Source organism: Rhizobium sp. B230/85 (assembly GCF_019355735.1).
In the GTDB taxonomy this organism is placed as follows: domain Bacteria; phylum Pseudomonadota; class Alphaproteobacteria; order Rhizobiales; family Rhizobiaceae; genus Rhizobium; species Rhizobium rhododendri.
This window is the reverse complement of record NZ_CP072158.1, coordinates 208,951-228,326: the sequence shown is the minus strand read 5'-3', so window position 1 is coordinate 228,326 and position 19,376 is coordinate 208,951. Positions and strand designations below refer to the sequence as shown.

21 protein-coding genes are annotated in these 19,376 nt (G+C 61.8%); 10 read left to right on the top strand and 11 right to left on the bottom strand.

All coding sequences use genetic code 11. From position 1 onward, the window contains the following. The first annotated feature begins 90 nt into the window (after positions 1 to 90). The 5 genes from J5289_RS26175 to J5289_RS26155 all read left to right on the top strand — a co-directional run bounded on the left by J5289_RS26175 (position 91) and on the right by J5289_RS26155 (position 6,878). Positions 91 to 798 (top strand): 3-oxoacid CoA-transferase subunit A, encoded by a 708-nt coding sequence (locus J5289_RS26175; protein ID WP_209185502.1) that lies wholly within the window; start codon positions 91 to 93, stop codon positions 796 to 798. Next, on the top strand, positions 795 to 1,502 hold the full coding sequence (locus J5289_RS26170; protein ID WP_209185503.1) for a CoA transferase subunit B: 708 nt from the start codon (positions 795 to 797) through the stop codon (positions 1,500 to 1,502). The genes J5289_RS26175 and J5289_RS26170 overlap by 4 nt, the downstream gene beginning before the upstream one ends. Continuing rightward, complete coding sequence (gene pcaF, locus J5289_RS26165) at positions 1,495 to 2,700, top strand: 3-oxoadipyl-CoA thiolase (protein ID WP_209185504.1); 1,206 nt, start codon at positions 1,495 to 1,497, stop codon at positions 2,698 to 2,700. Before J5289_RS26170 ends, pcaF begins: the two co-directional genes overlap by 8 nt. Positions 2,701 to 2,834: 134 nt before the next feature. Continuing rightward, positions 2,835 to 6,008 (top strand): PAS domain-containing protein, encoded by a 3,174-nt coding sequence (locus J5289_RS26160; RefSeq protein WP_209185505.1) that lies wholly within the window; start codon positions 2,835 to 2,837, stop codon positions 6,006 to 6,008. A 102-nt stretch (positions 6,009 to 6,110) separates the two neighbouring features. Next, on the top strand, positions 6,111 to 6,878 hold the full coding sequence (locus tag J5289_RS26155; RefSeq protein ID WP_209185506.1) for an EAL domain-containing protein: 768 nt from the start codon (positions 6,111 to 6,113) through the stop codon (positions 6,876 to 6,878). Between the two features lie 17 nt (positions 6,879 to 6,895). Here J5289_RS26155 and J5289_RS26150 read toward each other — a convergent pair whose 3' ends face one another. From J5289_RS26150 to J5289_RS26125, 6 genes are all read right to left on the bottom strand, one after another. Further along, a complete protein-coding gene (locus J5289_RS26150; RefSeq protein ID WP_209185507.1) occupies positions 6,896 to 7,501 on the bottom strand; it encodes an SCO family protein in 606 nt (201 codons plus the stop codon). Further along, on the bottom strand, positions 7,498 to 8,433 hold the full coding sequence (locus tag J5289_RS26145; protein ID WP_209185508.1) for a copper uptake system-associated protein: 936 nt from the start codon (positions 8,431 to 8,433) through the stop codon (positions 7,498 to 7,500). The genes J5289_RS26150 and J5289_RS26145 overlap by 4 nt, the downstream gene beginning before the upstream one ends. Next, positions 8,430 to 9,818 carry a PepSY domain-containing protein gene (locus tag J5289_RS26140; protein ID WP_209185509.1) on the bottom strand — a complete coding sequence of 463 codons (1,389 nt, stop codon included), beginning with the start codon at positions 9,816 to 9,818 and terminating at the stop codon, positions 8,430 to 8,432. The genes J5289_RS26145 and J5289_RS26140 overlap by 4 nt, the downstream gene beginning before the upstream one ends. Before the next feature lie 227 nt (positions 9,819 to 10,045). Continuing rightward, a complete protein-coding gene (locus J5289_RS26135; RefSeq protein ID WP_142829358.1) occupies positions 10,046 to 10,450 on the bottom strand; it encodes a hypothetical protein in 405 nt (134 codons plus the stop codon). Positions 10,451 to 10,594: 144 nt separating this feature from the next. Then, entirely contained in the window at positions 10,595 to 11,026 is a 432-nt protein-coding gene (locus J5289_RS26130) for a hypothetical protein (protein WP_209185510.1), read from the bottom strand. A gap of 53 nt (positions 11,027 to 11,079) precedes the next feature. Then, positions 11,080 to 11,571: a hypothetical protein gene (locus tag J5289_RS26125; RefSeq protein ID WP_209185511.1), complete on the bottom strand. Its 492-nt coding sequence runs from the start codon at positions 11,569 to 11,571 to the stop codon at positions 11,080 to 11,082. 134 nt (positions 11,572 to 11,705) lie between these two features. Here J5289_RS26125 and J5289_RS26120 point away from each other — a divergent pair, with 134 nt between their 5' ends. Together J5289_RS26120 and J5289_RS26115 are read left to right on the top strand one after the other, a co-directional pair. Beyond that, positions 11,706 to 12,374: a response regulator transcription factor gene (locus J5289_RS26120; protein WP_209207548.1), complete on the top strand. Its 669-nt coding sequence runs from the start codon at positions 11,706 to 11,708 to the stop codon at positions 12,372 to 12,374. Further along, positions 12,371 to 13,738: a HAMP domain-containing sensor histidine kinase gene (locus tag J5289_RS26115; protein WP_209207547.1), complete on the top strand. Its 1,368-nt coding sequence runs from the start codon at positions 12,371 to 12,373 to the stop codon at positions 13,736 to 13,738. The genes J5289_RS26120 and J5289_RS26115 overlap by 4 nt, the downstream gene beginning before the upstream one ends. A 28-nt stretch (positions 13,739 to 13,766) precedes the next feature. On the opposite strand, the gene J5289_RS26110 is transcribed toward J5289_RS26115, so the two are convergent. From J5289_RS26110 to folE, 5 genes are all read right to left on the bottom strand, one after another. Then, the gene (locus J5289_RS26110) at positions 13,767 to 14,405 is read right to left on the bottom strand and encodes a glutathione S-transferase family protein (RefSeq protein ID WP_209188076.1); all 639 of its coding nucleotides are present in this window, start codon (positions 14,403 to 14,405) and stop codon (positions 13,767 to 13,769) included. A gap of 81 nt (positions 14,406 to 14,486) precedes the next feature. Beyond that, on the bottom strand, positions 14,487 to 15,071 hold the full coding sequence (locus J5289_RS26105) for a response regulator (RefSeq protein ID WP_209185515.1): 585 nt from the start codon (positions 15,069 to 15,071) through the stop codon (positions 14,487 to 14,489). Positions 15,072 to 15,168: 97 nt separating this feature from the next. Next, entirely contained in the window at positions 15,169 to 15,534 is a 366-nt protein-coding gene (locus J5289_RS26100; protein WP_209185516.1) for a thiol-disulfide oxidoreductase DCC family protein, read from the bottom strand. 59 nt (positions 15,535 to 15,593) lie between these two features. Then, positions 15,594 to 16,301 (bottom strand): SDR family NAD(P)-dependent oxidoreductase, encoded by a 708-nt coding sequence (locus tag J5289_RS26095; RefSeq protein ID WP_247749365.1) that lies wholly within the window; start codon positions 16,299 to 16,301, stop codon positions 15,594 to 15,596. 28 nt (positions 16,302 to 16,329) lie between these two features. Then, positions 16,330 to 16,935, bottom strand: a complete 606-nt coding sequence (gene folE, locus J5289_RS26090; protein WP_142829374.1) for a GTP cyclohydrolase I FolE — start codon at positions 16,933 to 16,935, stop codon at positions 16,330 to 16,332. 145 nt (positions 16,936 to 17,080) lie between these two features. Between folE and J5289_RS26085 the strand changes: the two genes are divergently transcribed. From J5289_RS26085 to J5289_RS26075, 3 genes are all read left to right on the top strand, one after another. After that, the gene (locus J5289_RS26085; protein WP_209185517.1) at positions 17,081 to 17,716 is read left to right on the top strand and encodes a Urease operon accessory protein; all 636 of its coding nucleotides are present in this window, start codon (positions 17,081 to 17,083) and stop codon (positions 17,714 to 17,716) included. Positions 17,717 to 17,793: 77 nt separating this feature from the next. After that, positions 17,794 to 18,795, top strand: a complete 1,002-nt coding sequence (locus J5289_RS26080; RefSeq protein ID WP_142829376.1) for an NAD(P)/FAD-dependent oxidoreductase — start codon at positions 17,794 to 17,796, stop codon at positions 18,793 to 18,795. Continuing rightward, positions 18,792 to 19,232, top strand: a complete 441-nt coding sequence (locus J5289_RS26075) for a DUF3429 domain-containing protein (RefSeq protein ID WP_161990949.1) — start codon at positions 18,792 to 18,794, stop codon at positions 19,230 to 19,232. The genes J5289_RS26080 and J5289_RS26075 overlap by 4 nt, the downstream gene beginning before the upstream one ends. Positions 19,233 to 19,376 lie beyond the last annotated feature (144 nt).

Genomic DNA, 19,376 nt, shown 5'->3' with positions numbered 1-19,376 from the left:
CACTAATATCTTGCTGCCGAGCCCTTGGGCCGGTATTCCAGACGACGACCGCAGATAGATTTCGGTCATACGGTCGTCGGAGAATCACGCATGGACAAAACAATCGGCAGCACCGCAGAAGCCGTCGCTGATATCGGCGATGGCGCAACGGTTATGATCGGCGGGTTCGGTGGCTCTGGCGCCCCGATAGAGCTGATCCACGCCCTGATCGACAAAGGGCCGAGGAACCTTACCGTCATCAACAACAATGCCGGCAACGGTCGCATCGGCATCGCGGCGATGATCGATGCCGGCATGGTGCGCAAGATGATCTGCTCTTTCCCGCGCTCATCCGACCCGCGCGCATTTACCGATCGGTATCTCGCCGGAGAGATCGAGCTGGAACTCGTTCCGCAGGGAACGTTGGCCGAGCGCATCCGCGCTGGCGGCGCCGGCATTCCGGCATTCTACACGCCGACGGCCTTCGGCACCGAACTCGCGGAAGGCAAGCCGATCGCCGAATTCGAGGGCAGGTCCTATGTCCAGGAGCGCTGGCTGAAAGCCGATTTCGCCATCGTCAAGGCCCATGTTGGCGACGTCCACGGCAACCTCACCTACAACAAGGCTGGCCGCAACTTCAATCCGCTGATGTGCATGGCGGCCGCAAGGACAATCGTCCAGGTCTCGAAAATCGTCGCTGCCGGCGAGATCGATCCGGAACAGGTCGTCACGCCCGGCATCTTCGTCAACCACATTGTCGAGGTCGCCAATCCCCGGCAGGAAGAAGACCTCATTCGAGCCGGAGTGGCCTACGCATGACCATCGATACCCGCGAAGACATCAAGCTCTCCAACGCCCAGATCGCCTGGCGCGCGGCGCAGGACATTGCCAACGACGCCTATGTGAACCTCGGCATCGGCTTTCCCGAGATGGTGGCGCGCTACCAGCCGCCCGGCCGGCAGGCTATCTTCCACACCGAGAACGGTATCCTCAACTTCGGCGAACCGCCGGCTCCAGGAGAAGAAGACTGGGACCTGATCAACGCCGGCAAGAAAGCCGTGACCCTGAAGCCGGGGGCCGCCTTCTTCCATCACGCCGACAGCTTTGCGATGGTGCGCGGCGGACATCTGGATGTCGCCATTCTTGGCGCCTACCAGGTTGCGCAGAACGGCGACCTGGCGAACTGGCGGGTCGGCAGCAAGGGCGTGCCGGCGGTCGGCGGGGCGATGGATCTCGTGCACGGCGCCAAGCAGGTTTGCGTCATCACCGAGCATGTCACCAAGGCGGGAGAACCCAAGCTCGTCGAGAAATGCACGTTTCCCCTGACAGGAGTCGGCTGCATCACGCGCGTCTATACAAGCCACGCGGTCGTCGACATCGTTGACGGCCGCTTCGTGTTGCGTGAAAAGCTTGCCGCCATGTCGCTCGAGGAGTTGCAAGCAATGACCGGGGCGACGCTGCATATCGACGGCGAGGTCGGCGATCTCGTCGTCCCCGAACTCCGAGGAGGCCCCCATGGCTGATGCATTCATCTGCGATTATATCCGGACGCCCATCGGCCGCTTCGGCGGCTCGCTGTCCTCGGTGCGCGCCGACGATCTCGGCGCCATTCCACTGAAGGCCCTGATGGAGCGCAATGCCTCTGTCGACTGGGATGCCGTCGACGATGTGATCTTCGGCTGCGCCAACCAGGCAGGTGAAGACAATCGCAACGTCGCGCGCATGTCGTCGCTGCTGGCCGGCCTGCCCCATTCGGTCTCGGGCACGACCATCAACCGCCTCTGCGGTTCCGGCATGGATGCCGTCATTGCGGCGGCCCGCGCCATCAAGGCGGGAGAGGCCGAATTGATGATTGCCGGCGGTGTCGAGAGCATGTCGCGCGCGCCCTTCGTCATGCCCAAGGCCGAGACGGCGTTTTCGCGCAGCGCCGAAATCCACGACACGACCATCGGCTGGCGCTTCGTCAACCCGCTGATGAAGAAGCAGTACGGCGTCGACAGCATGCCGGAGACGGGAGAGAACGTCGCGGAGGACTACAAGGTCAGCCGTCACGACCAGGATGCCTTTGCCGTTCGCAGCCAGGACAAGGCCGCCGCCGCCCAGACAAGCGGCCGGCTGGCACGGGAGATCACCGCCGTCACCATCCCGCAGCGCAAGGGTGACCCGATCGTGGTCGACAAAGACGAACATCCGCGCGCAACGACGATGGAGGTGCTGGGCAAGCTCGGTACCCCGTTCAAGAAAGAGGGCGGCACCGTCACCGCCGGCAATGCGTCCGGCGTCAACGACGGGGCGGCATCGCTCATCATTGCCTCGGAAGCGGCAGCCCGGAAATACGGCCTGACGCCCATCGCGCGCATCCTCGGCGGCGCTGCTGCCGGCGTGCCGCCACGGGTGATGGGCATCGGCCCGGTACCCGCATCCCGCAAACTGATGGCGCGCCTCGGCATGACGCAGGACCAGTTCGACATCATCGAGCTGAATGAGGCATTCGCGAGCCAGGGGCTCGCTGTCCTGCGCGAACTCGGCATCGCCGACGACGACGCCCGCGTCAACCGCAACGGCGGCGCAATTGCGCTCGGTCACCCGCTCGGCATGTCCGGCGCACGCATCACCGGCACGGCAGCACTGGAGCTGAAGGAAACCGGCGGTCGGTACGCTTTGTCCACTATGTGCGTCGGCGTCGGGCAGGGGATCGCAATCGCCCTCGAGCGGGTCTGATCTACGCTCGGTTTGAGAGCGCAAAACGCTGGCAGAGCGGGCCAATATGACGACCGGCGGATCTTTTCATGCAAAGTGAATCCGCCGATCCTGACATTTGTTGACACGGAAGAAATGACCTGTCAGGAGGAGTCATGGCCCCACGTCAATCTCGTAACGTCTCGCTGACCCCCGAGCTGGAAGCTTTCATTCATGAAAGCCTGGCTACGGGTGACTATGCCAACGCCAGTGAAGTGGTTCGCGCCGCCTTGTGCAGGCTGCGCGACGGTGCAGCAGTGCCTGCGACTTCATCTGTCAGGGATTGGCCCAAGGGCGGCGGCGAATGCGGCGCGCTGATCCGGAGCATGGACTGGAACAAGAGCCTTCTCGGCCCCATCGAAGGATGGAGCACGGAGATGCGGACGACCGTTGCCAACATCGTCAATTCGCCCGTGGCAAAAGTCCTCATGTGGGGCCGCCACCACGTCATGCTCTATAACGACGCCTACCGGGAGATTGCCGGCGAGCGCCACCCTTCAGCCTTAGGAACACCCGTTGCCGTGGCATTTCCCGAAGTATGGGATTGGAACCGTTCCATTCTCGAAGCGGGTCTGCGCGGCGAAATCGTGACGCATCGCGATCAGCCTATCGTGTTCAATCGGCCTGACGGCCCGCAGACCATGTTTCTCGATCTCTTCTACACACCTGTGTATGACGCGGACGGCCATGTGGGCGGGGTCATGTGCACCATCGTCGACAACAGCGCGCGGCTCCTGGCCGAAACGCGACTGGCGGAGAGGGAAGCCGAGCTGCGCAGCGTCACCGACGCCGTGCCCATGCTGATTTCCTACGTCGATCAGGATCATATCTATCGATTTGCCAACGGCACCTACCGCGATTGGTTCGGGGTCGATCCCCAAAGCATGGTCGGCCGGCATGTAAGCGATGTCATCGGCGAAAAGGCCTATGCAGATCGCCGCCAATCAATCGTTCGTGGCCTCGCCGGCGAGACTTTCGCGTCCGAAGCGCAACTTGCCTATAACGGTGGCGCCCTGCGCCGCATCGAGATCCGCTATGTCCCACATTTCGGAGCAGATGGCGCCGTCCTCGGGGTCCACATTCTTGGCATCGACGTCGAGGAACGCGCGCAGCGTGAAACCGATCTCGCTGTCAGCAACAAGCGCTTCCGCTACGCGATGGACGCTGTGCACGGCGTGCTTTGGACCAACAGCGCCGATGGCCGGATGATCGGGGAGCAGCATGGCTGGTCCAAGCTGACCGGCCAGACCGCGGAAGAATATCAGGGCTACGGCTGGTCGAATGCCGTCCATCCCGACGACGCGGCTGCGACCGTAGAAGCCTGGAAAGAGGCCGTGGCGACCAAGAGCATGTTCATTCACGAGCACCGGGTGCGCCGCCACGACGGTTCCTGGCGTCAGTTTGCCATCCGTGGCCTGCCGATCCTCGACGCATCCGGCGACATCGTCGAATGGGTCGGCGTCCACACCGATATCACCCATCAGCGAGCGGCCGAAGCAGCGCTTCGCGAACAGGCCGAGGTGCTGTCGCGGCAGGTCCGCCATCGCGAACGCGCCGAGGAGCAGCTGCGACAGGTCAACGAGAATCTGGAAGCGCGGGTCGTTGCCGAGATCGGCGAACGACGCGCCGCCGAGGCGAAGCTCGCCCAGGCGCAAAAGATGGAGACCGTCGGCAAGCTGACCGGCGGCGTGGCCCACGATTTCAACAACCTGCTGCAGGTCGTCTCCGGTAACCTTCAGCTGCTTGCAAGGGATATCGCCGGCAACCCGAGGGCCGAAACCCGAGTGGCCAACGCCATGGCGGGCGTATCCCGCGGCTCGAAGCTTGCGAGCCAGCTTCTGGCCTTCGGACGCCGGCAGGCGCTCGAGCCGAAGGTCGTCAATATCAGCCGCTTCGTGCGCGGCATGGACGACATGCTGCGAAGGGCTATCGGCGAGGCAATCGAGGTGGAGACCGTCGTGACCGGTGGGCTCTGGAACACCTTCATCGATCCCGCGCAGGTCGAAAATGCGCTTCTCAATCTCGCCATCAACGCCCGCGATGCGATGGCAGGTCGCGGCAAGCTGACAATCGAGCTCGCCAACGCCCATCTCGACGACAGCTATGCGCTGGAGCACGACGAAGTCACGCCCGGCCAGTATGTCATGCTTGCGGTCAGCGACACGGGTACCGGAATGTCGCCAGATATCATCGACAAGGTGTTCGAGCCGTTCTTCTCCACCAAGGCAGAAGGCAAGGGTTCGGGTCTGGGCCTGTCGATGGTCTACGGTTTCGTCAAGCAGTCGGGCGGCCACGTCAAGATATACTCCGAGGTCGGCGAGGGCACGACGATCAAGCTCTACCTGCCACGCGCGATGCAGTCCGAAGATATGGAAGTCGCCGTCGATACCGGTCCGATCACCGGTGGCACGGAGACGGTGCTGGTTGTCGAGGATGACGATGCCGTGCGCGACACCGTCGTCAACCTGCTCACCGACCTTGGCTATCGCGTGCTGAAAGCGATCGATGCGGCAAGCGCCCTGAGCGTGATCGAGAGTGGCATACCGATCGACATCCTGTTCACAGACGTCGTCATGCCCGGCACCCTGAAAAGTCCTGAACTTGCCCGCAAGGCTCGGGAACGCCTGCCTGATATCGCCATCCTGTTCACGTCCGGCTATACCGAAAACTCGATCGTCCATGGCGGAAAGCTCGACGCCGGAATCGAGCTGCTTTCCAAGCCCTACACACGCGAGGCAATGGCCCGCAAGTTCCGCCACGTACTCGCCAACCGAAGCCAGAGATTGAAGCCCGCGGAAAGCGGACCCGCCTCGAACCCGTCTCTGGAAGCGCCGGCATCGAGCGCATCGATCACGACGCGGCTGACGGTTCTTCTGGTGGAAGATGACAACCTGATCCGTGTCAGCACCGGCGAAGCGTTGAAGAACGCCGGCTGCATCGTTGTCGAGGCAGGCAGCGCCGAGGAGGCCATGGCTGCCCTGGAGACAGTCCCCTTCGACGTGCTGGTTACCGACGTCAACCTGCCAGGGGCGTCAGGCGCCGACTTGGCGAAGCGCGCGCGTTCCGTGCGACCGTCGGCGGCGATCGTCTTTGCAACGGGCGATCCCTCAAGCGTGAAGAGCGAAATCGGTGCCGTTGTTGTCGGCAAGCCCTATCATGCCGAGGCACTGATAGCGGCCGTAGAAAGATCCTGGGCCGCAGTGTCGAACGGCGCTAGCGCCGGTGGAGAGAACGAGAACTCGCAACAGCAGGGTGGACGTTTCAGCAATTCTACATCAACGACGACCTGATCAGGCGAGACTGGCTGTAGCAAATCCGGCGTACGCTTTGAATTTCCAGTGACCGAACTTATTTCTGGAATAGACGTTTAGAGCCGACCGGAGGAACCAGTGATGACCACGCGATGCCAGGGCTGCAACGACGGCCAGAAGTTTCCCTTTGATTTCTCGATGGCATTGCAGCCGATAGTCAATATTACAGATGGAACCGTCTACGCCCACGAAGCATTGGTGCGCGGCGTCAACGGCGAGGGAGCAGCCACTGTCCTTTCCTCGGTGGACGCCGAAACCCGCTATGCGTTCGACCAGCAGTGCAGGGTGAAGGCTATCGAACTGGCAGCGAAAGTGTTCCCGCAACAGAACCGGCCGCGTCTGTCCATCAACTTCATGCCGAACGCCGTCTACGAGCCACGCGCCTGCATTCGGCTCACCTTGGCAACTGCTTTGAAAACCGGGTTCCCGGCAGACCACATCATTTTCGAGTTCACCGAAGTCGAGGAACTCGACACCAAGCACATTCTCGGCATCCTCGAAACCTACCGTGAAATCGGCTTCAAGACGGCGGTCGACGATTTCGGCGCAGGTCACGCCGGCCTGGGCCTACTATCGAAATTCCAGCCCGATATCGTCAAGCTGGACATGGAACTGGTTCGGAATATCGACAGCCATAAAGCCAAGCAGACTATCGTTCGCCACACCGTTGCGATGCTGAAGGATATGGGCATAACTCCCCTCTGCGAAGGTATCGAAACCCGTGCCGAACAGACGGTGCTGGAGGATCTGGGGGTTGAGCTGATGCAGGGATACCTGTTTTCCAAGCCGGTCTTCGAGGCTGTAGCAGGCGAAATTCACGGTCTCGGCGGAAGATCCACCGAGACCTGAATTTCCCCCTGAAGAGGTCATGCGGACCCGAGCCCTTTCTTCAGGAGCACGGCCCTTATCTTGGAAATCGCCGCCTCCCGATCCGTTCCATAGGGGATCAAGCCCTTCAGCCGTCCATCGGCGCCAATCATCAGCAGAGTGATGGTATGGCTCATATGGTAGTTGCCATCCTCGCTCGGCACTTTTTCAGCGCGGATCATCCACCCGTCCATGACCTTGCGCATTTCCTCAGGCCTGCCAGTCACACCGACGATACGATCGCCGAAAGCGGAGACATAATCGTGCATGATGGCTGGCGTGTCGCGCTCGGGATCGACAGAGAAGAAGTAGGCCGCGAGATCCTTGCCCTCGGGACCGAACGTCTGGAGCCAGTCCGTAACCTCGAGGAGCATCGTCGGGCACACCTCGGGGCAATTGGTATATCCGAAATAGACAAGGGCCGGGCGGCCATGGAAAACGCTCTTGTCGACTGGACGCCCGCGATCGTCGCTCAACGAAAACGACGCGTCGAAGGGCCCACTGCGTGGTTCGGACGCGTAAAGCCAGACCAGCGAGCCAACGAGGCAGGATACGAACATGCCTGCGGCTATCGACGCGCTCAGCAAAAGGGTGCGGGGCCTCATTTTGAATGCCCCGCGTGATCGGCATGCCCACCGGCAGCCTTATCCAGCATCACTGTTCCGGCGAAGCTCGCAAACAGCGCAACCGTTGCTGGATCGAGCGAGCGCTCGGCCGTCGCCAACTCGTTGGTTAGCGCCCTCGCATCAGCCACATCGACGCCGAGAGTTTCGAGCACTGCCGGGTCCTTGAGACTGTCGCCGCTGCAGAGCAGCGCTTCGAACCCATGTGGACCTTTCCTCAGCAACACCCTACCGCCACGTCCATCCTGCTGCCAGGCGGCAATGGCCCAGTCGTTCCGGACAATGATGAGGTCCGTCGTCAGCGGCTTCTCTGGCGTCTCGAACTGCTTGCGCATCGTCTGCCGGATCTCCTGCTTCGGATCCATCGACATGCCCGGCATATCCATTCCGCCCATATCCGTCTTTCCCACCTCCATGCCAGGCATGGTGTGATCGTCCCCGGCCTGTTCGGCACCAGCAGCCGGGGCGCTCATGTCACCGCCCGCACTGCCGACGTCAAAGGCGACCTCGACGGCGCCCGCCTTGGCGAAAGTCAACGTCGCGGTGATTGTTTCGCCGCGTTTGAAGGGTTCACGGACATCCATGAACATCAGGTGGTAGGCGCCCGGCTTGAACAGGATGGTCTTCCCGGCCGGGATCTCGATGCCATCGCGCAGCTCGCGCATGATCATGATCCCATTGTCGATACTCATCTGGTGCAGCTGGACGCTGCTGGCACGGGGGGAGGTCACCGAAACCAGGGTGTCGTTTTGCGGGCCGGTATTGGTGATCGCGAGATAGCCGCCTCCGACCTTTGCGCCCGGCAGCATGGCGCGTGCTTGGGCGTTGTCGATCCTGATCGTATCGGCCGCAAAGCCCGGCGTCGAAAACATCGCCGCCAAGGCGAAGAGAGCGGCTGCGATTATTCTGCTCATGACGAAACTCCCGACTGGAAGACCCGGCTTATGGCGGGAATGAAGCGGATGACGACCTGGTCGATAACAACCATGGCAACGATGGCAAGGCCGGTCAGGGGAAAGAGGACGCCGAAGACGATGGCGATCAGCCAGAGGCCGAGATAGACGGATTTGTCTTGTGGCATCGGTGGCACGCCGAGACGCCCTGCCGGTCGCCGCTTCCACCACATTGCGACGCCGGTGACGCAGGAAAGCACGATCGCAATGCAGGTCGCCAGCATCACGAGCTGGTTGAACAATCCCCATTGCTGGCCCTGGTGGAGGTTGATGCCCCACTCGATCGCGCGGCCCAGCGCCGGGTACTGGTCGTAGGAAAGATCGACGAGCGGCTTTCCCGAATACTGGTCGATGTGGACTGTGCGTTCCTTGCCGAGATCGCCGAAATAGTGGCTTGCCGTATAGACGCCGGTGTCGGTCGAAGGAATGGCGAGGTCGGCACCCCGAACCATCCCCAGCCCGTGTATGATCTCCACAGCCCTGTCGAGGCCGATGGGTTTCACAGCCTGGGCTGCGGCGATGTCGGAGAGCGGCACAGGTGCGTTTTCAACGACCCATCCGGCCCGCGCGACGACGTCCTGCGTCACCTTGGTCGAGACCGGAACGTTGTCCCAGAGCGCTGCCGGCGCGCCGAGGTCATGGGCGGTCAGCCAGGCGTTGACATTGGCGCCCCAGTAGCCGGACCAGGGCAGCCCGCTGAAGGCGAGGAAGAAAATGACGATGCCGGCGATGGCCCCGGTGACAGCATGAAGGTCGCGCCAAAAAACCCGCCGTGACGGTTTCCCACGGACTGTCAGGACGCCGCCCGTCTGTTGTCGCGGCCACCAGAGGTAAATGCCGGTGACGACCAGCACCAGCGCGAAACCGGCGACGATCTCGATGATCCGGTTTGTCCATTCGCCGAAATATTCGAGACTGTGGATCCGCTTGACGACCCAACCGAACTCCTCCTTGGAATCGACCTTGCCAAGGACAGCGCCATTGTGCGGATTGACGTAGACGATGGTGGACACGCCGTCCTTTGCCACGGTGACCTCGGCCGAGCGGGTCGCAGATGCAGCCTCCCGGTAGTTGGTCACTTTGGCGCCCGGAATGCTCCCCACCGCGACATCGACGATCTGCTGCGGCGACTGCATCGGCCCTAAATCGTTGACGATATGGCGATGCGCGTAGAACGTATCGGCGATCTCATCCTTGAAAAGGTAGAGCGATCCGGTGATCGCCAGATTGAGCATGAACGGGATGACCAGCAGGCCGGCGAAAAAATGCCAGCGCCAGATGGCCCGGTAGAGCGAAACATGGGTAGTAGACGGAGCCGACGGGTCGGCCGCTGCAAAAGCAGACATGGAATTCCCCCTGGGGATCGCGACGACGCAGATGATCTCGTGCGGGGGAGGAAATGACCGTTGAGGTCATCGCCTTGTGCAGACCCGCTGCGGCGTCCGGAACGAGCAGTCCGATACGCGACAGGCAACCTGCAAATGGCATTCTCCCGCAGCCTTGCGGGCTCTCCGCCCACGATCATACGGCCGCCGTTGACAGAACGCGTCACAGCTCAGGCCGCAACGCAGGCTCAGGCAACGATCGACAGAAGTGGTGGGGCGCGGGGGCCGCTGTTCGGAGGATAGAGCCGGCGGTGAAAGGCGACCGAGAGAGGCGCCGCCAGGCGGGCGAAGACGAAGGGGAGGTGGCCGTAGTCGAAAACGGGTGCTGCCGGCAGAAGTGCGGCCGGAGCGGTCTGGCAAAGGTAGCATCCGGGAATATGGACTTCGCCATGCGCCTTTCCATCTGCGTCGCGATAGGTGATGCAGAAGATCGGCAAGGTGCCATCGGGCAGGCGATACTGGGCGAGTTCTGCCGGGGTCAGTTGATCGGGGCTTGAAATGGCCGGCTGCGCACCGAAGCCGACAAACACGACGGCCAGCGCGCACAGCAGGCGCACCGTCCATTGCCTTATGTCGGAAGAAACCGTCCTCATATCGCCCACCACATCGACCGTAACGGTGGTACGTCATTACGCTGGCGAGCTCAATGCGGCAAATTGCACAGATCAGTGCATGGTCGAGGCTCTCCACTACGACAGCCGCGCACATTTCTGCGCGCGGCTGCATTTACGGCTGGCTTACTGGACCGGAGGGCGGACTGGCTGGGCGGCAGGACCGTTGAGGCGATCCATCAGCTGCATCAGCGTGTCCGAGCAAACCTTCATCGGTTCGTCATCGGCGCATTTTACGTCGATCCGGGTATCACCGTGGTCGATATGGAAGTGCGCAGCCTTGGACGGCGGTGGTGGCGGGGGTGGGCGATGGCCGCGAGGTCCCATGTCGCCATCCGGTCCGCCGGGAGGAGGACCCATGCGATCCGGGCCGCCATCAGGGCCACCAGGGCCACCGGGACCACCGCGCATTGGAGGCGCAGGCGGCGGCGGGGGCGGTGCGCCGGGATCGACCACAGGCGCGGGGCCGCCGGGCGGAGGCGGGGCCGGTGGCTGCTGGGCGAAGGCGGTTCCTGCCAGGGCAGCGAACGCGATTGCAGACAGAACATATTTTCTCATCGTATCGACTTTCTGTGAGGTTGAGGATGGGTCAATCGGGATTGCTGGAGTGATCATGGACCCGGTCTGTGGATCAGATCGCCGAATGGCCCGTGCGGTGGAGGACCGGGCGCGCGCAGCGCTTCAGTCTTCCCGTCCTTGTCGACCAGGAAGCTCGCGCGAACGAAGCCCTGGTCGAAGCGGCCCTGAACTGTGACCGCTTCATTCTGCTTGACGAGATCGCCGCCGTCGCCGGCCGGTCCGGTCTCGACCAGGGCCTTGCCGCTGGTATCCTGCAGGATGAACTTGTTGCCGTAGATCTCGGTAACGGTGCCCTTGATGGTGACCAGGCTGGAAGCCGGCATCGTCGCGATGGAAATCGGCGTCATCGGCGCCATTTCCGCCGTCGGACGAACCATCCGCATCGCGCCAGCACCGCCTGCAGCACCGACTGCAAGCGCAATCGCGATCGCCGGGAAGACGATCCAGTGGCGGCGGCGCTCGTGCGGAGGAACGTGGGCGCCGCCCTTGCCGGGACGCTCGCTGCTGTCGTGATCAATCGTCATCTTGGTGCTCCTTTGTAAGTGACAACCGCAATCTAGGCCCTATGTGCCATCACACGGCTGAACCTCGCGGTTCAGATTCAGTTCAGGCAATTTCGCTAGGACTGGGCGATCATTTTGCAGCCGAAAGTCACCTCATGCGCGTACTGCTCGTTGAAGACGACGACGACCTCAGCGGCCGCATCGCTGCGGCACTCAGGTCGGAAAATTTCGTGGTGGATATTGCCCGCAACGGTGAAGATGCCTTGCATGCCGGCCTGACCGAGATGTTCGACGCCGCAGTCCTCGACCTCGGGCTGCCGAAGATCGATGGCGTGACCGTCCTCAAGGGTTGGCGGGAGAGCGAACGCAATCTTCCCGTGCTCGTGCTTACCGCTCGTGACGGATGGCCGGACAAGGTTTCGAGCTTCAAGGCGGGAGCCGACGATTTCCTAGGCAAGCCCTTCAAGATCGAGGAACTCGTGCTCAGGCTTCGCGCCCTTGTGCGGCGCGCCACCGGTCACGCCGCGTCGCGCGTCAGCTGTGGCGGCCTCGTCTTCGATGCCCAACTTGGCACGTTCGAGCTGGATGGCCTGCCTCTGAAGCTCACGGCGCTGGAATGGCGGGTACTGTCCTGCCTGATGCTGCGCAAGGAGACAGTCGTCGACCGGCAGGAACTGAACGAACGGGTCTATGACGGGGATGCCGAAGTGGATTCGAACTCCATCGAGGTCATCATCGGCAGGCTGCGCAAGAAGCTCGGGCCAGACCTCATTGAGACGGTGCGTGGGCGGGGCTACATGCTGACCGCCGCGGCGATGCCATGAAGCTATTTTTCCCCGCGCGACCGAAATCGATAGCCGGCAGACTGCTGATATTTTCGGGTATCTTCGTGACGCTGGCGCTTGTGGTCGCGTCCGCAATCCTGTGGCTGGCACTGAATGCCGTCATCCGCGAGCAGATCGATCAACGCCTCGACACACAGATCGGCGCGCTCGCCTCCGCAGTGACACACGGGCCGGACGGACGGCTTGAGTTGTCGACCATCCTCGATGCGCCGCCATTCGATCGCCCGGGTTCCGGCTGGTACTGGCAGGTGGAGGGCACTGGCCAACGCCTTGCATCGCATTCGCTTCTGGATGGCACGATCGATGCGCCGCCCCCGCGCCAGGACTTTCTCCACATGCTGACGGCCATGCCGACACCCGGGGAAGGCAGGCAAAACGGCCGCAAACTCTATCTTCGCCAGAGCTCGCGCGATATCGACGGCGAGATGGTGCTGATCACCGTGACAGCGCCAGAGGGTGCGTTGGTCGATCCCGCCGTGCGCGCGCTGTTTTGGCTCGTGCCCTGCATGCTGCTTTTGGGCGTGGTGCTGCTGGCCGGCACGCTCTGGCAGATCCGCTTTGGCCTGCGCCCGCTGAAGTCCATGGCAGCCGGCATCGACGCCATCAACCGCGGGGAACAGTCGCGACTCCAGGACGAGGCCACCGTCGAACTGGCCCCGCTCGCCTCGAAAACCAATGCGCTGATCCAAGCGAACGCCGAAAGGCTGGCGGCCACCCGTATCCAGTTTGCAAACCTCGCGCATGGCCTCAAGACACCGGTCGCAAGCCTTTTGCTGGCGCTCGACGGTCGCAATGATCCTGACGGTGCACTCCGAGACCTCGCCTTGCGCATCGATAACCGCATCAAGCATCACCTGAGCTCCGCCAGGCGGGTCATGGCGTCATCTGGGACGGTAGCGCGAACAGAGGTTGCAAAGTCCCTAGCCGACATCCACGGCGCCATCAGCCTGATCCACGCCGAACGCGGCATCGCGTTCAAGGCGGACGTGACGAACGGGCTAGCTGTCGCCTGCGAGGAAAGCGATGTCGAGGAAATGCTGGGAAACCTGATGGACAACGCCTTCAAATGGGCATCGTCGCGCGTTACCGCTGTTGCCGTCAGAGACGGCGCCTTTGTTCGTATCACCTTCGAGGATGACGGACCCGGTATCCCGCAGGAGCGCATAAAGGCAGTGTTGTTGCCCGGTGTCCGGGAGGACGAGCGCGTTCCGGGAGACGGCTTCGGGCTGACCATTGTGACTGAAATGGCCGGGCTCTATGGCGGATCGCTGGTGCTGGAGCCGGCATCGCCGACCGGCCTACGGGCCATTCTGCGCCTCCCCGCCGCCGTTTACCGGGCGTAGGGGAGACGTCGATCTAACAGCGAAGATATCAGCCAAGATTGGGCTGGGTGGCCTTGTAGCTCGGCAGGGCCTGGATAGCCGTCCACCAGTCGCTGAAGCCCGGAACGTCGAAAAGGACGCTCTTGTCGGGGGTCAGGGAGATGTAGAAGGCTATCGGCGCTAGGTACAGGTCTGCGAGGCTGAGCTCGTTGCCCGCGATGAACGTGTCGCCGGCTCGTGTCGTCATGATGAATTCGAGCACCTTGCGGCCATTCGCGATTCCCTCTTTGCGGCTGTCTTCATTCTTGCCGCCGACGAAATCCGGAAACAGGTGGTAGGCCGCGATGCCACCGAGAAGCGCTCCGTAGCCGTAGGAATCGATGATGCCGACGGCCATGTCCATGCGGGCGCGATCCTTGGCGTTCGCCGGAACAAGCGATTTGCCCGGCAGGACGTCATCGAGATAGCGCGTGATCGCCGCAGTCTCCAGGATCGTAATGCCGTCATGCTCGAGCACGGGAACCTTGCCGAACGGGTGGCGCTTCAGATGCTCCGGCGACTTTGGCTCTCCCTTCAGGACGTTGAGCGGGATCTGCTCGAAATCGGTGACGCCCTTTTCCGCGAGAAGCATCTTTACGGTGCGAACGTAGGTGGAGCCGTCGAAGCCCCAAAGCTTGATATTGGCCATATCTTGTCTTCCTCGTGTGATCTGTCTGCACGATGCAGGCAGCAAGCGAAACTTACTGACGTATTGTGGGCGAGATGGACTTCAGTCCGTGGGACCGGGTCCGCCACGCGCCAGCATTCGCTGCAGTGTGCGGCGATGCATGTTGAGCAACCTTGCTGACTCCGACATGTTCCCGCCGGTCGCCTCGAAAATGCTGACGATGTGTTCCCAGCGAACGAGATCCGGTGGCTTCAGCGCCGTATTCGGCTCGCTTGCCGACTTGTCGACAAAGCCCAGCACCTCGAGGATCTCGTCGGCATCCGCAGGCTTGCTGAGATATTCGGTCGCCCCGAGCTTCACGGCTACCACTGCGGAATGGATATTTCCGTAGCCTGTCAAAACCAGCGTCTTGGTGTTCTTCGACAGCGTGTTCACCGCTTCGATCACAGTAAGACCGCTTTTTTCACCGATCCTGAGATCTGTGATGACGATGTCGAGATGTCTTTTACCCACGAGGCCCAATGCATGGTCTACGGTCTCGCACACTTCCACGTCGAAGCCCCGATCCGAGAATGCTTTTCCGAGCCTGTGGCCGAAAACGCTGTCGTCATCGACGATGAGGAGGGAGAGGGGCGCGGCGTCACTATCGCCCGACACGCCTTCGAAATTTGCAGCTAGATAACTCATCGCATTCTCCCCCACAGGAATGGGCATTGGGCAGGAGATGCCTGCCGGATGATCACGTCACGCATTCAGAAGGGCCGACGGAAATCGACGTCTGCCCTCAGGATTTCGCTGCGACCTGGCAATGGGCGAGCCTCGCAAACCGCCATTTTGCAAAGATCGGATATATCGCCCTCAAGGCCGCATTGATGGGCGGGAAGCTTGCAATCTTCGCAGCGGTCCGCCACCGCGGTATGTGCCGCCAGATCAGCAGGAAGGCATCGACGCCGACATGCATGCGGCCATTGTCGTCCTTGCCGTGCAGCTCCATCAGCGCATCGGCGAGCGACACATTCTCGTTTTCCAGAGCAGTTCCGTCCTTCATGACGTCTACCCAGTCGAAAACGCCAGCGGGAGCAACCTTGCGGTAGTGGTTGATTTCCCGCGAGCACATGCCGCACGCGCCATCGTAAAAAATCTTGATCATGCATGGTATACGGCCGGTTCGGCTTTCAGATCATGGCCGGCGGGCTAAAGCGGCGGGCTTCACCACGGAATGGTCGTACCGTCGTAGGCAAAGAATTTGCCGGTGTCGTGTGGCTGAAGGCCATCCAGCGTTCGCAGGATCTGGTGTGCGGCGTCGTCCGGTTCGGTGCGGGGATGACCGGACGAAAAGGGATCGGACAGGCCGGTCATGACGGTGCCGGGATGGATGGTGACGACGGTCGCCAAAGGAGAGCTGCGCGCCACCTCGATGGCGGCGGTGTGAACGATCTGGTTGAGGGCAGCCTTTGCCGAGCGATAGGAGATCCACCCGCCAAGACCGTTGTCGCCGATCGAGCCCACCCTCGCCGACAGGAACGCCATGATGACCCTCTTTCGCTTGGCAAGGAGCGGCACGAAATGCTTGAGGACGATCGCCGGACCTGCGGCATTGACGGCAAACTGCGCCATCATCGCATCCTGCGAGATATGCCGGATCGATTTTTCCGGACCCGCACCGTCGATGGTCAAAGCCCCGGTCGCACACAGGATGATATCGAACGCCTGGGGTGCAAGCGCTTCGGCGGCGCGCTTGACAGAGGCCTCGTCCGTGATGTCGAACCCGTCGGTCCGGCGTGACAGCAGCACCAGCTTTTCGCAATTTCCGTCATCGGCCAGCTGTCCAGCAAGGGCTCCACCAATGCCGCCGCTGGCGCCGATCACCAGGGCTCTGTAGCCGACATCGAGCGATGTCATCAATGCGTCCGACATATACCCCTCCATCTCATCCCTCCAGCGCTTATCCTCTTGCGAGCGTGATGAAGCGCGCCTGGTCCGCCGCCGACATTTCAAACGTTCCCGTAAAGCGCGTCGTCAAAGTCTTCGCACCCTGTTTTGCAACGCCGCGCATGGCCATGCACATATGTTCCGCCTCGATCATGACAGCCACGCCCTTCGGCCGCAGGCTTTCGTCCAGCGCCGTGGCGATCTGGGCCGTCATGGTTTCCTGTGTCTGTAGGCGTCGGGCATAGACATCGACGAGACGCGCCATCTTGGAAAGGCCGAGCACGCCCTTGTCGGGCACATAGGCGATGTGGGCCACGCCATGGAAAGGTACCATGTGGTGTTCGCAGTGGGAGTGGAACGTGATGTCCTTGACGATTACCATGTCGTTGTAGCCGGCCACTTCGGAGAATGTCCGTGACAGGACGTCTTCCGGTTCCATGTCATACCCGGCGAACAGTTCGCGATAGGCCTTGGCGACGCGCTTCGGGGTGTCCAGCAGGCCTTCGCGCGTCGGGTCTTCGCCAGCCCAGCGGATCAGCGTCCTGACTGCGGCCTCTGCCTCCTGTTGCGAGGGGCGCTCGAAGGCGGCGAGGTCGGCATTGGCGAGCATGGCATCCATTGCTATTCTCCAAATTCATAAACGACGTTGCGTACGGGAACTTCCAGGCTTCAGATCAATCGACAGATTTCGAACCGTTCAAAGCTGTGCTTTGATCCGGTCGGGCAATGGCACCGTATTGGCTGAAAATTCGACGGGTGGATTTGTGTCACGCAGGATCGCAATTGTTGGAAACGGCTCGTTCGCCAGCGCCCATGCTGGCGTGATCGACTCGTGCGACCTGGTAATACGCTTCAACGACTGCCGTTCGGTCGGCGAGGGCGGTATGCGCACAGACGTGGTTGCAGTCTGCAACACCGGGCGGCCCGCGCTGGGCATGATCCGCAGCGCCTCGTGGCGCGAGCTCCCGGCGGTCGCCTCAGCCTCCGCCATCTGGTGCGTGCGCGACTATCACAAATTCGCGGAGCTGAAACCGAAGCTGGATCCCGGTCTGGAAGACTTCTGCGACGACTACACGGCGGAATTCGCACGGTTCGCGGCCATGACCGGGAAGAGCTTCGAGATCATACCGCGCCATCACCACGACCGGATCGACGTCGAGTTACAGCGCATCATGTCGGGCAGCTACATCGTGCCGAGTTCCGGACTGATGGCACTCGCCTATGTGATGGAAGAAGCCGCAGGCCCGGACGATAGGGTCATCCTGGCAGGTTTTGACCACAAGGGATGGAACGGACATCCTTTCGATGCGGAGCGCATCCTGGTCGAACGCTTCATCGCGGAGGGCCGTATCAGGCGGCTTGCGGCAAACGATTTCCGATACGCGGAATGCGACGCCTGACAGACCGAGACCGACCTGCCCATCCGACCTGACAGAGCCACCAAGCAAGACTGCAGGTCCAGCAAACCGGAAACCATATGGCAATACGACCACGAGTTGGCATCATCGGCGCGGGAATGGCGGGACTGACGTTGGCCAAAGCCATTTCCGAGGTCGCATCCGTGCGTGTGTTCGAGAAGAGCCACGGCGTCGGCGGCCGGATGGCAACCAGATGGATCGATGCCGTCTCCTACGACCACGGCGCACAGTACTTCACGATCAGGAATGACCGTTTCCACGATGCACTGGAAACAGCGCGCGCGAACGGCGTGGTCGAACCCTGGAACGGCCATGTGGTTTCTCTGACAGAGGACGGCCTGCTGGAAAGACCGAAGTCGGACACCGTCAGATATGTCGGCACCCCTTCGATGAACGCGTTGCCGAAATCGATGTCCGTCGGCCTCGATATCCAGCCGGAGAGCACTGTCGGCGCGATCACCGGCGAACCCGGCCGATGGTTCGTCAACATCCGCGACCGGACGGAAGGCCCCTTCGACTGGGTGATTGCCACAGCACCGGCCCCGCAGTCCGCCCTCATGCTTCCGGCGAGGTTCGCTCATCACGACAAGCTCGGCCATGTCCGGATGAACGGATGTTTCACGCTGATGGTCAATATCGATATGAAGCAGAGAGCACGGATCCCTTTCGCCGCAGCCCATGTCGACGATCCCGTCATCAACTGGATCTCGCTCAACAACAGCAAGCCGGGCCGCCCGGCTTCGCCCTGCCTGGTGGTCAATTCCAACGCGGTCTGGGCTGACCTCAACATGGATATGCCCCTCGAAAAGGTCAGGCAGGCGTTGATCGAGGCGATACGGCACTACGTGCAGATCGATGCAGGAGAGGCCGATACCGCCATCGTTCATCGCTGGCGATATGCAAATGTCGAACGTCCGGCTGGCGAGCCTTATCTGCTCGACAAGGATTCGCAGCTTGCCGCTTGCGGCGACTGGTGCATCGCGGGGAGGGTGGAAGCCGCATTTCTGAGCGCAGCCGGCCTCGGCGATGCCTTGGGCGCAGTCATGGGAGCGGCGGAGTGAACGGCGTTTTACGCAAGGTATCGACAGCGCTTGCCTTTGCGGGCGCCTTGCCGTTCTGGTTCTTCGCGCTCGCCCCGGAGACCATCGCCGGATTGAACTCCGCCTCCGTCTTCGTCACCTACGGCGCCATCATCAGTTCGTTCATGGCGGGAGCCCTCTGGGGACGTGCCCAGAATGGCAAGGCGGACATCGCCCTGCTTCTCTCCAGCAACGTGCTGGCGCTCGCCTCCTTCGCGACCGCCGTCTTTTCGCTATCGCCTGTCGCGCTGGTGACCCAGCTTGCTGTCTTTGGACTGCTGCTTTTTGCCGATTACCGCGTCTATGCCGGCAACCCGGAGCAGCGATGGTACTGGAAGCTGCGCCTCTGGGTGACGCTGGTCGTGTCGTTCGCCTACGACATCATGCTGCTGCACTACGTTCTCGGTCCCTGCTGGTAATCATGGCCGTCGGTCGGCACAACGACGCCTATGATCCGTCTTTTGATAAATGGCGTATATCGGCTATGACAATATCGGAGCCCGCCCAATCTGTCTCGCTTCCCGTGTCGGCCGCCAGTATGGGGATGGGGCGGACGGCACCGC

Excerpts from the sequence above, each read along its gene's own strand:
- J5289_RS26160 (WP_209185505.1), top strand. The coding sequence starts at position 2,835 with ATGGCCCCACGTCAATCTCGTAACGTCTCGCTGACCCCCGAGCTGGAA.
- J5289_RS26155 (WP_209185506.1), top strand. The coding sequence starts at position 6,111 with ATGACCACGCGATGCCAGGGCTGCAACGACGGCCAGAAGTTTCCCTTT.
- J5289_RS26125 (WP_209185511.1), bottom strand. The coding sequence starts at position 11,571 with ATGACGATTGATCACGACAGCAGCGAGCGTCCCGGCAAGGGCGGCGCC.
- J5289_RS26105 (WP_209185515.1), bottom strand. The coding sequence starts at position 15,071 with ATGAGTTATCTAGCTGCAAATTTCGAAGGCGTGTCGGGCGATAGTGAC.
- pcaF (WP_209185504.1), top strand. The coding sequence starts at position 1,495 with ATGGCTGATGCATTCATCTGCGATTATATCCGGACGCCCATCGGCCGC.
- J5289_RS26110 (WP_209188076.1), bottom strand. The coding sequence starts at position 14,405 with ATGGCCAATATCAAGCTTTGGGGCTTCGACGGCTCCACCTACGTTCGC.
- J5289_RS26135 (WP_142829358.1), bottom strand. The coding sequence starts at position 10,450 with ATGAGGACGGTTTCTTCCGACATAAGGCAATGGACGGTGCGCCTGCTG.
- folE (WP_142829374.1), bottom strand. The coding sequence starts at position 16,935 with ATGGATGCCATGCTCGCCAATGCCGACCTCGCCGCCTTCGAGCGCCCC.
- J5289_RS26095 (WP_247749365.1), bottom strand. The coding sequence starts at position 16,301 with ATGTCGGACGCATTGATGACATCGCTCGATGTCGGCTACAGAGCCCTG.
- J5289_RS26175 (WP_209185502.1), top strand. The coding sequence starts at position 91 with ATGGACAAAACAATCGGCAGCACCGCAGAAGCCGTCGCTGATATCGGC.
- J5289_RS26145 (WP_209185508.1), bottom strand. The coding sequence starts at position 8,433 with ATGAGCAGAATAATCGCAGCCGCTCTCTTCGCCTTGGCGGCGATGTTT.
- J5289_RS26080 (WP_142829376.1), top strand. The coding sequence starts at position 17,794 with ATGGCAATACGACCACGAGTTGGCATCATCGGCGCGGGAATGGCGGGA.
- J5289_RS26140 (WP_209185509.1), bottom strand. The coding sequence starts at position 9,818 with ATGTCTGCTTTTGCAGCGGCCGACCCGTCGGCTCCGTCTACTACCCAT.
- J5289_RS26130 (WP_209185510.1), bottom strand. The coding sequence starts at position 11,026 with ATGAGAAAATATGTTCTGTCTGCAATCGCGTTCGCTGCCCTGGCAGGA.
- J5289_RS26120 (WP_209207548.1), top strand. The coding sequence starts at position 11,706 with ATGCGCGTACTGCTCGTTGAAGACGACGACGACCTCAGCGGCCGCATC.
- J5289_RS26170 (WP_209185503.1), top strand. The coding sequence starts at position 795 with ATGACCATCGATACCCGCGAAGACATCAAGCTCTCCAACGCCCAGATC.
- J5289_RS26150 (WP_209185507.1), bottom strand. The coding sequence starts at position 7,501 with ATGAGGCCCCGCACCCTTTTGCTGAGCGCGTCGATAGCCGCAGGCATG.
- J5289_RS26100 (WP_209185516.1), bottom strand. The coding sequence starts at position 15,534 with ATGATCAAGATTTTTTACGATGGCGCGTGCGGCATGTGCTCGCGGGAA.
- J5289_RS26115 (WP_209207547.1), top strand. The coding sequence starts at position 12,371 with ATGAAGCTATTTTTCCCCGCGCGACCGAAATCGATAGCCGGCAGACTG.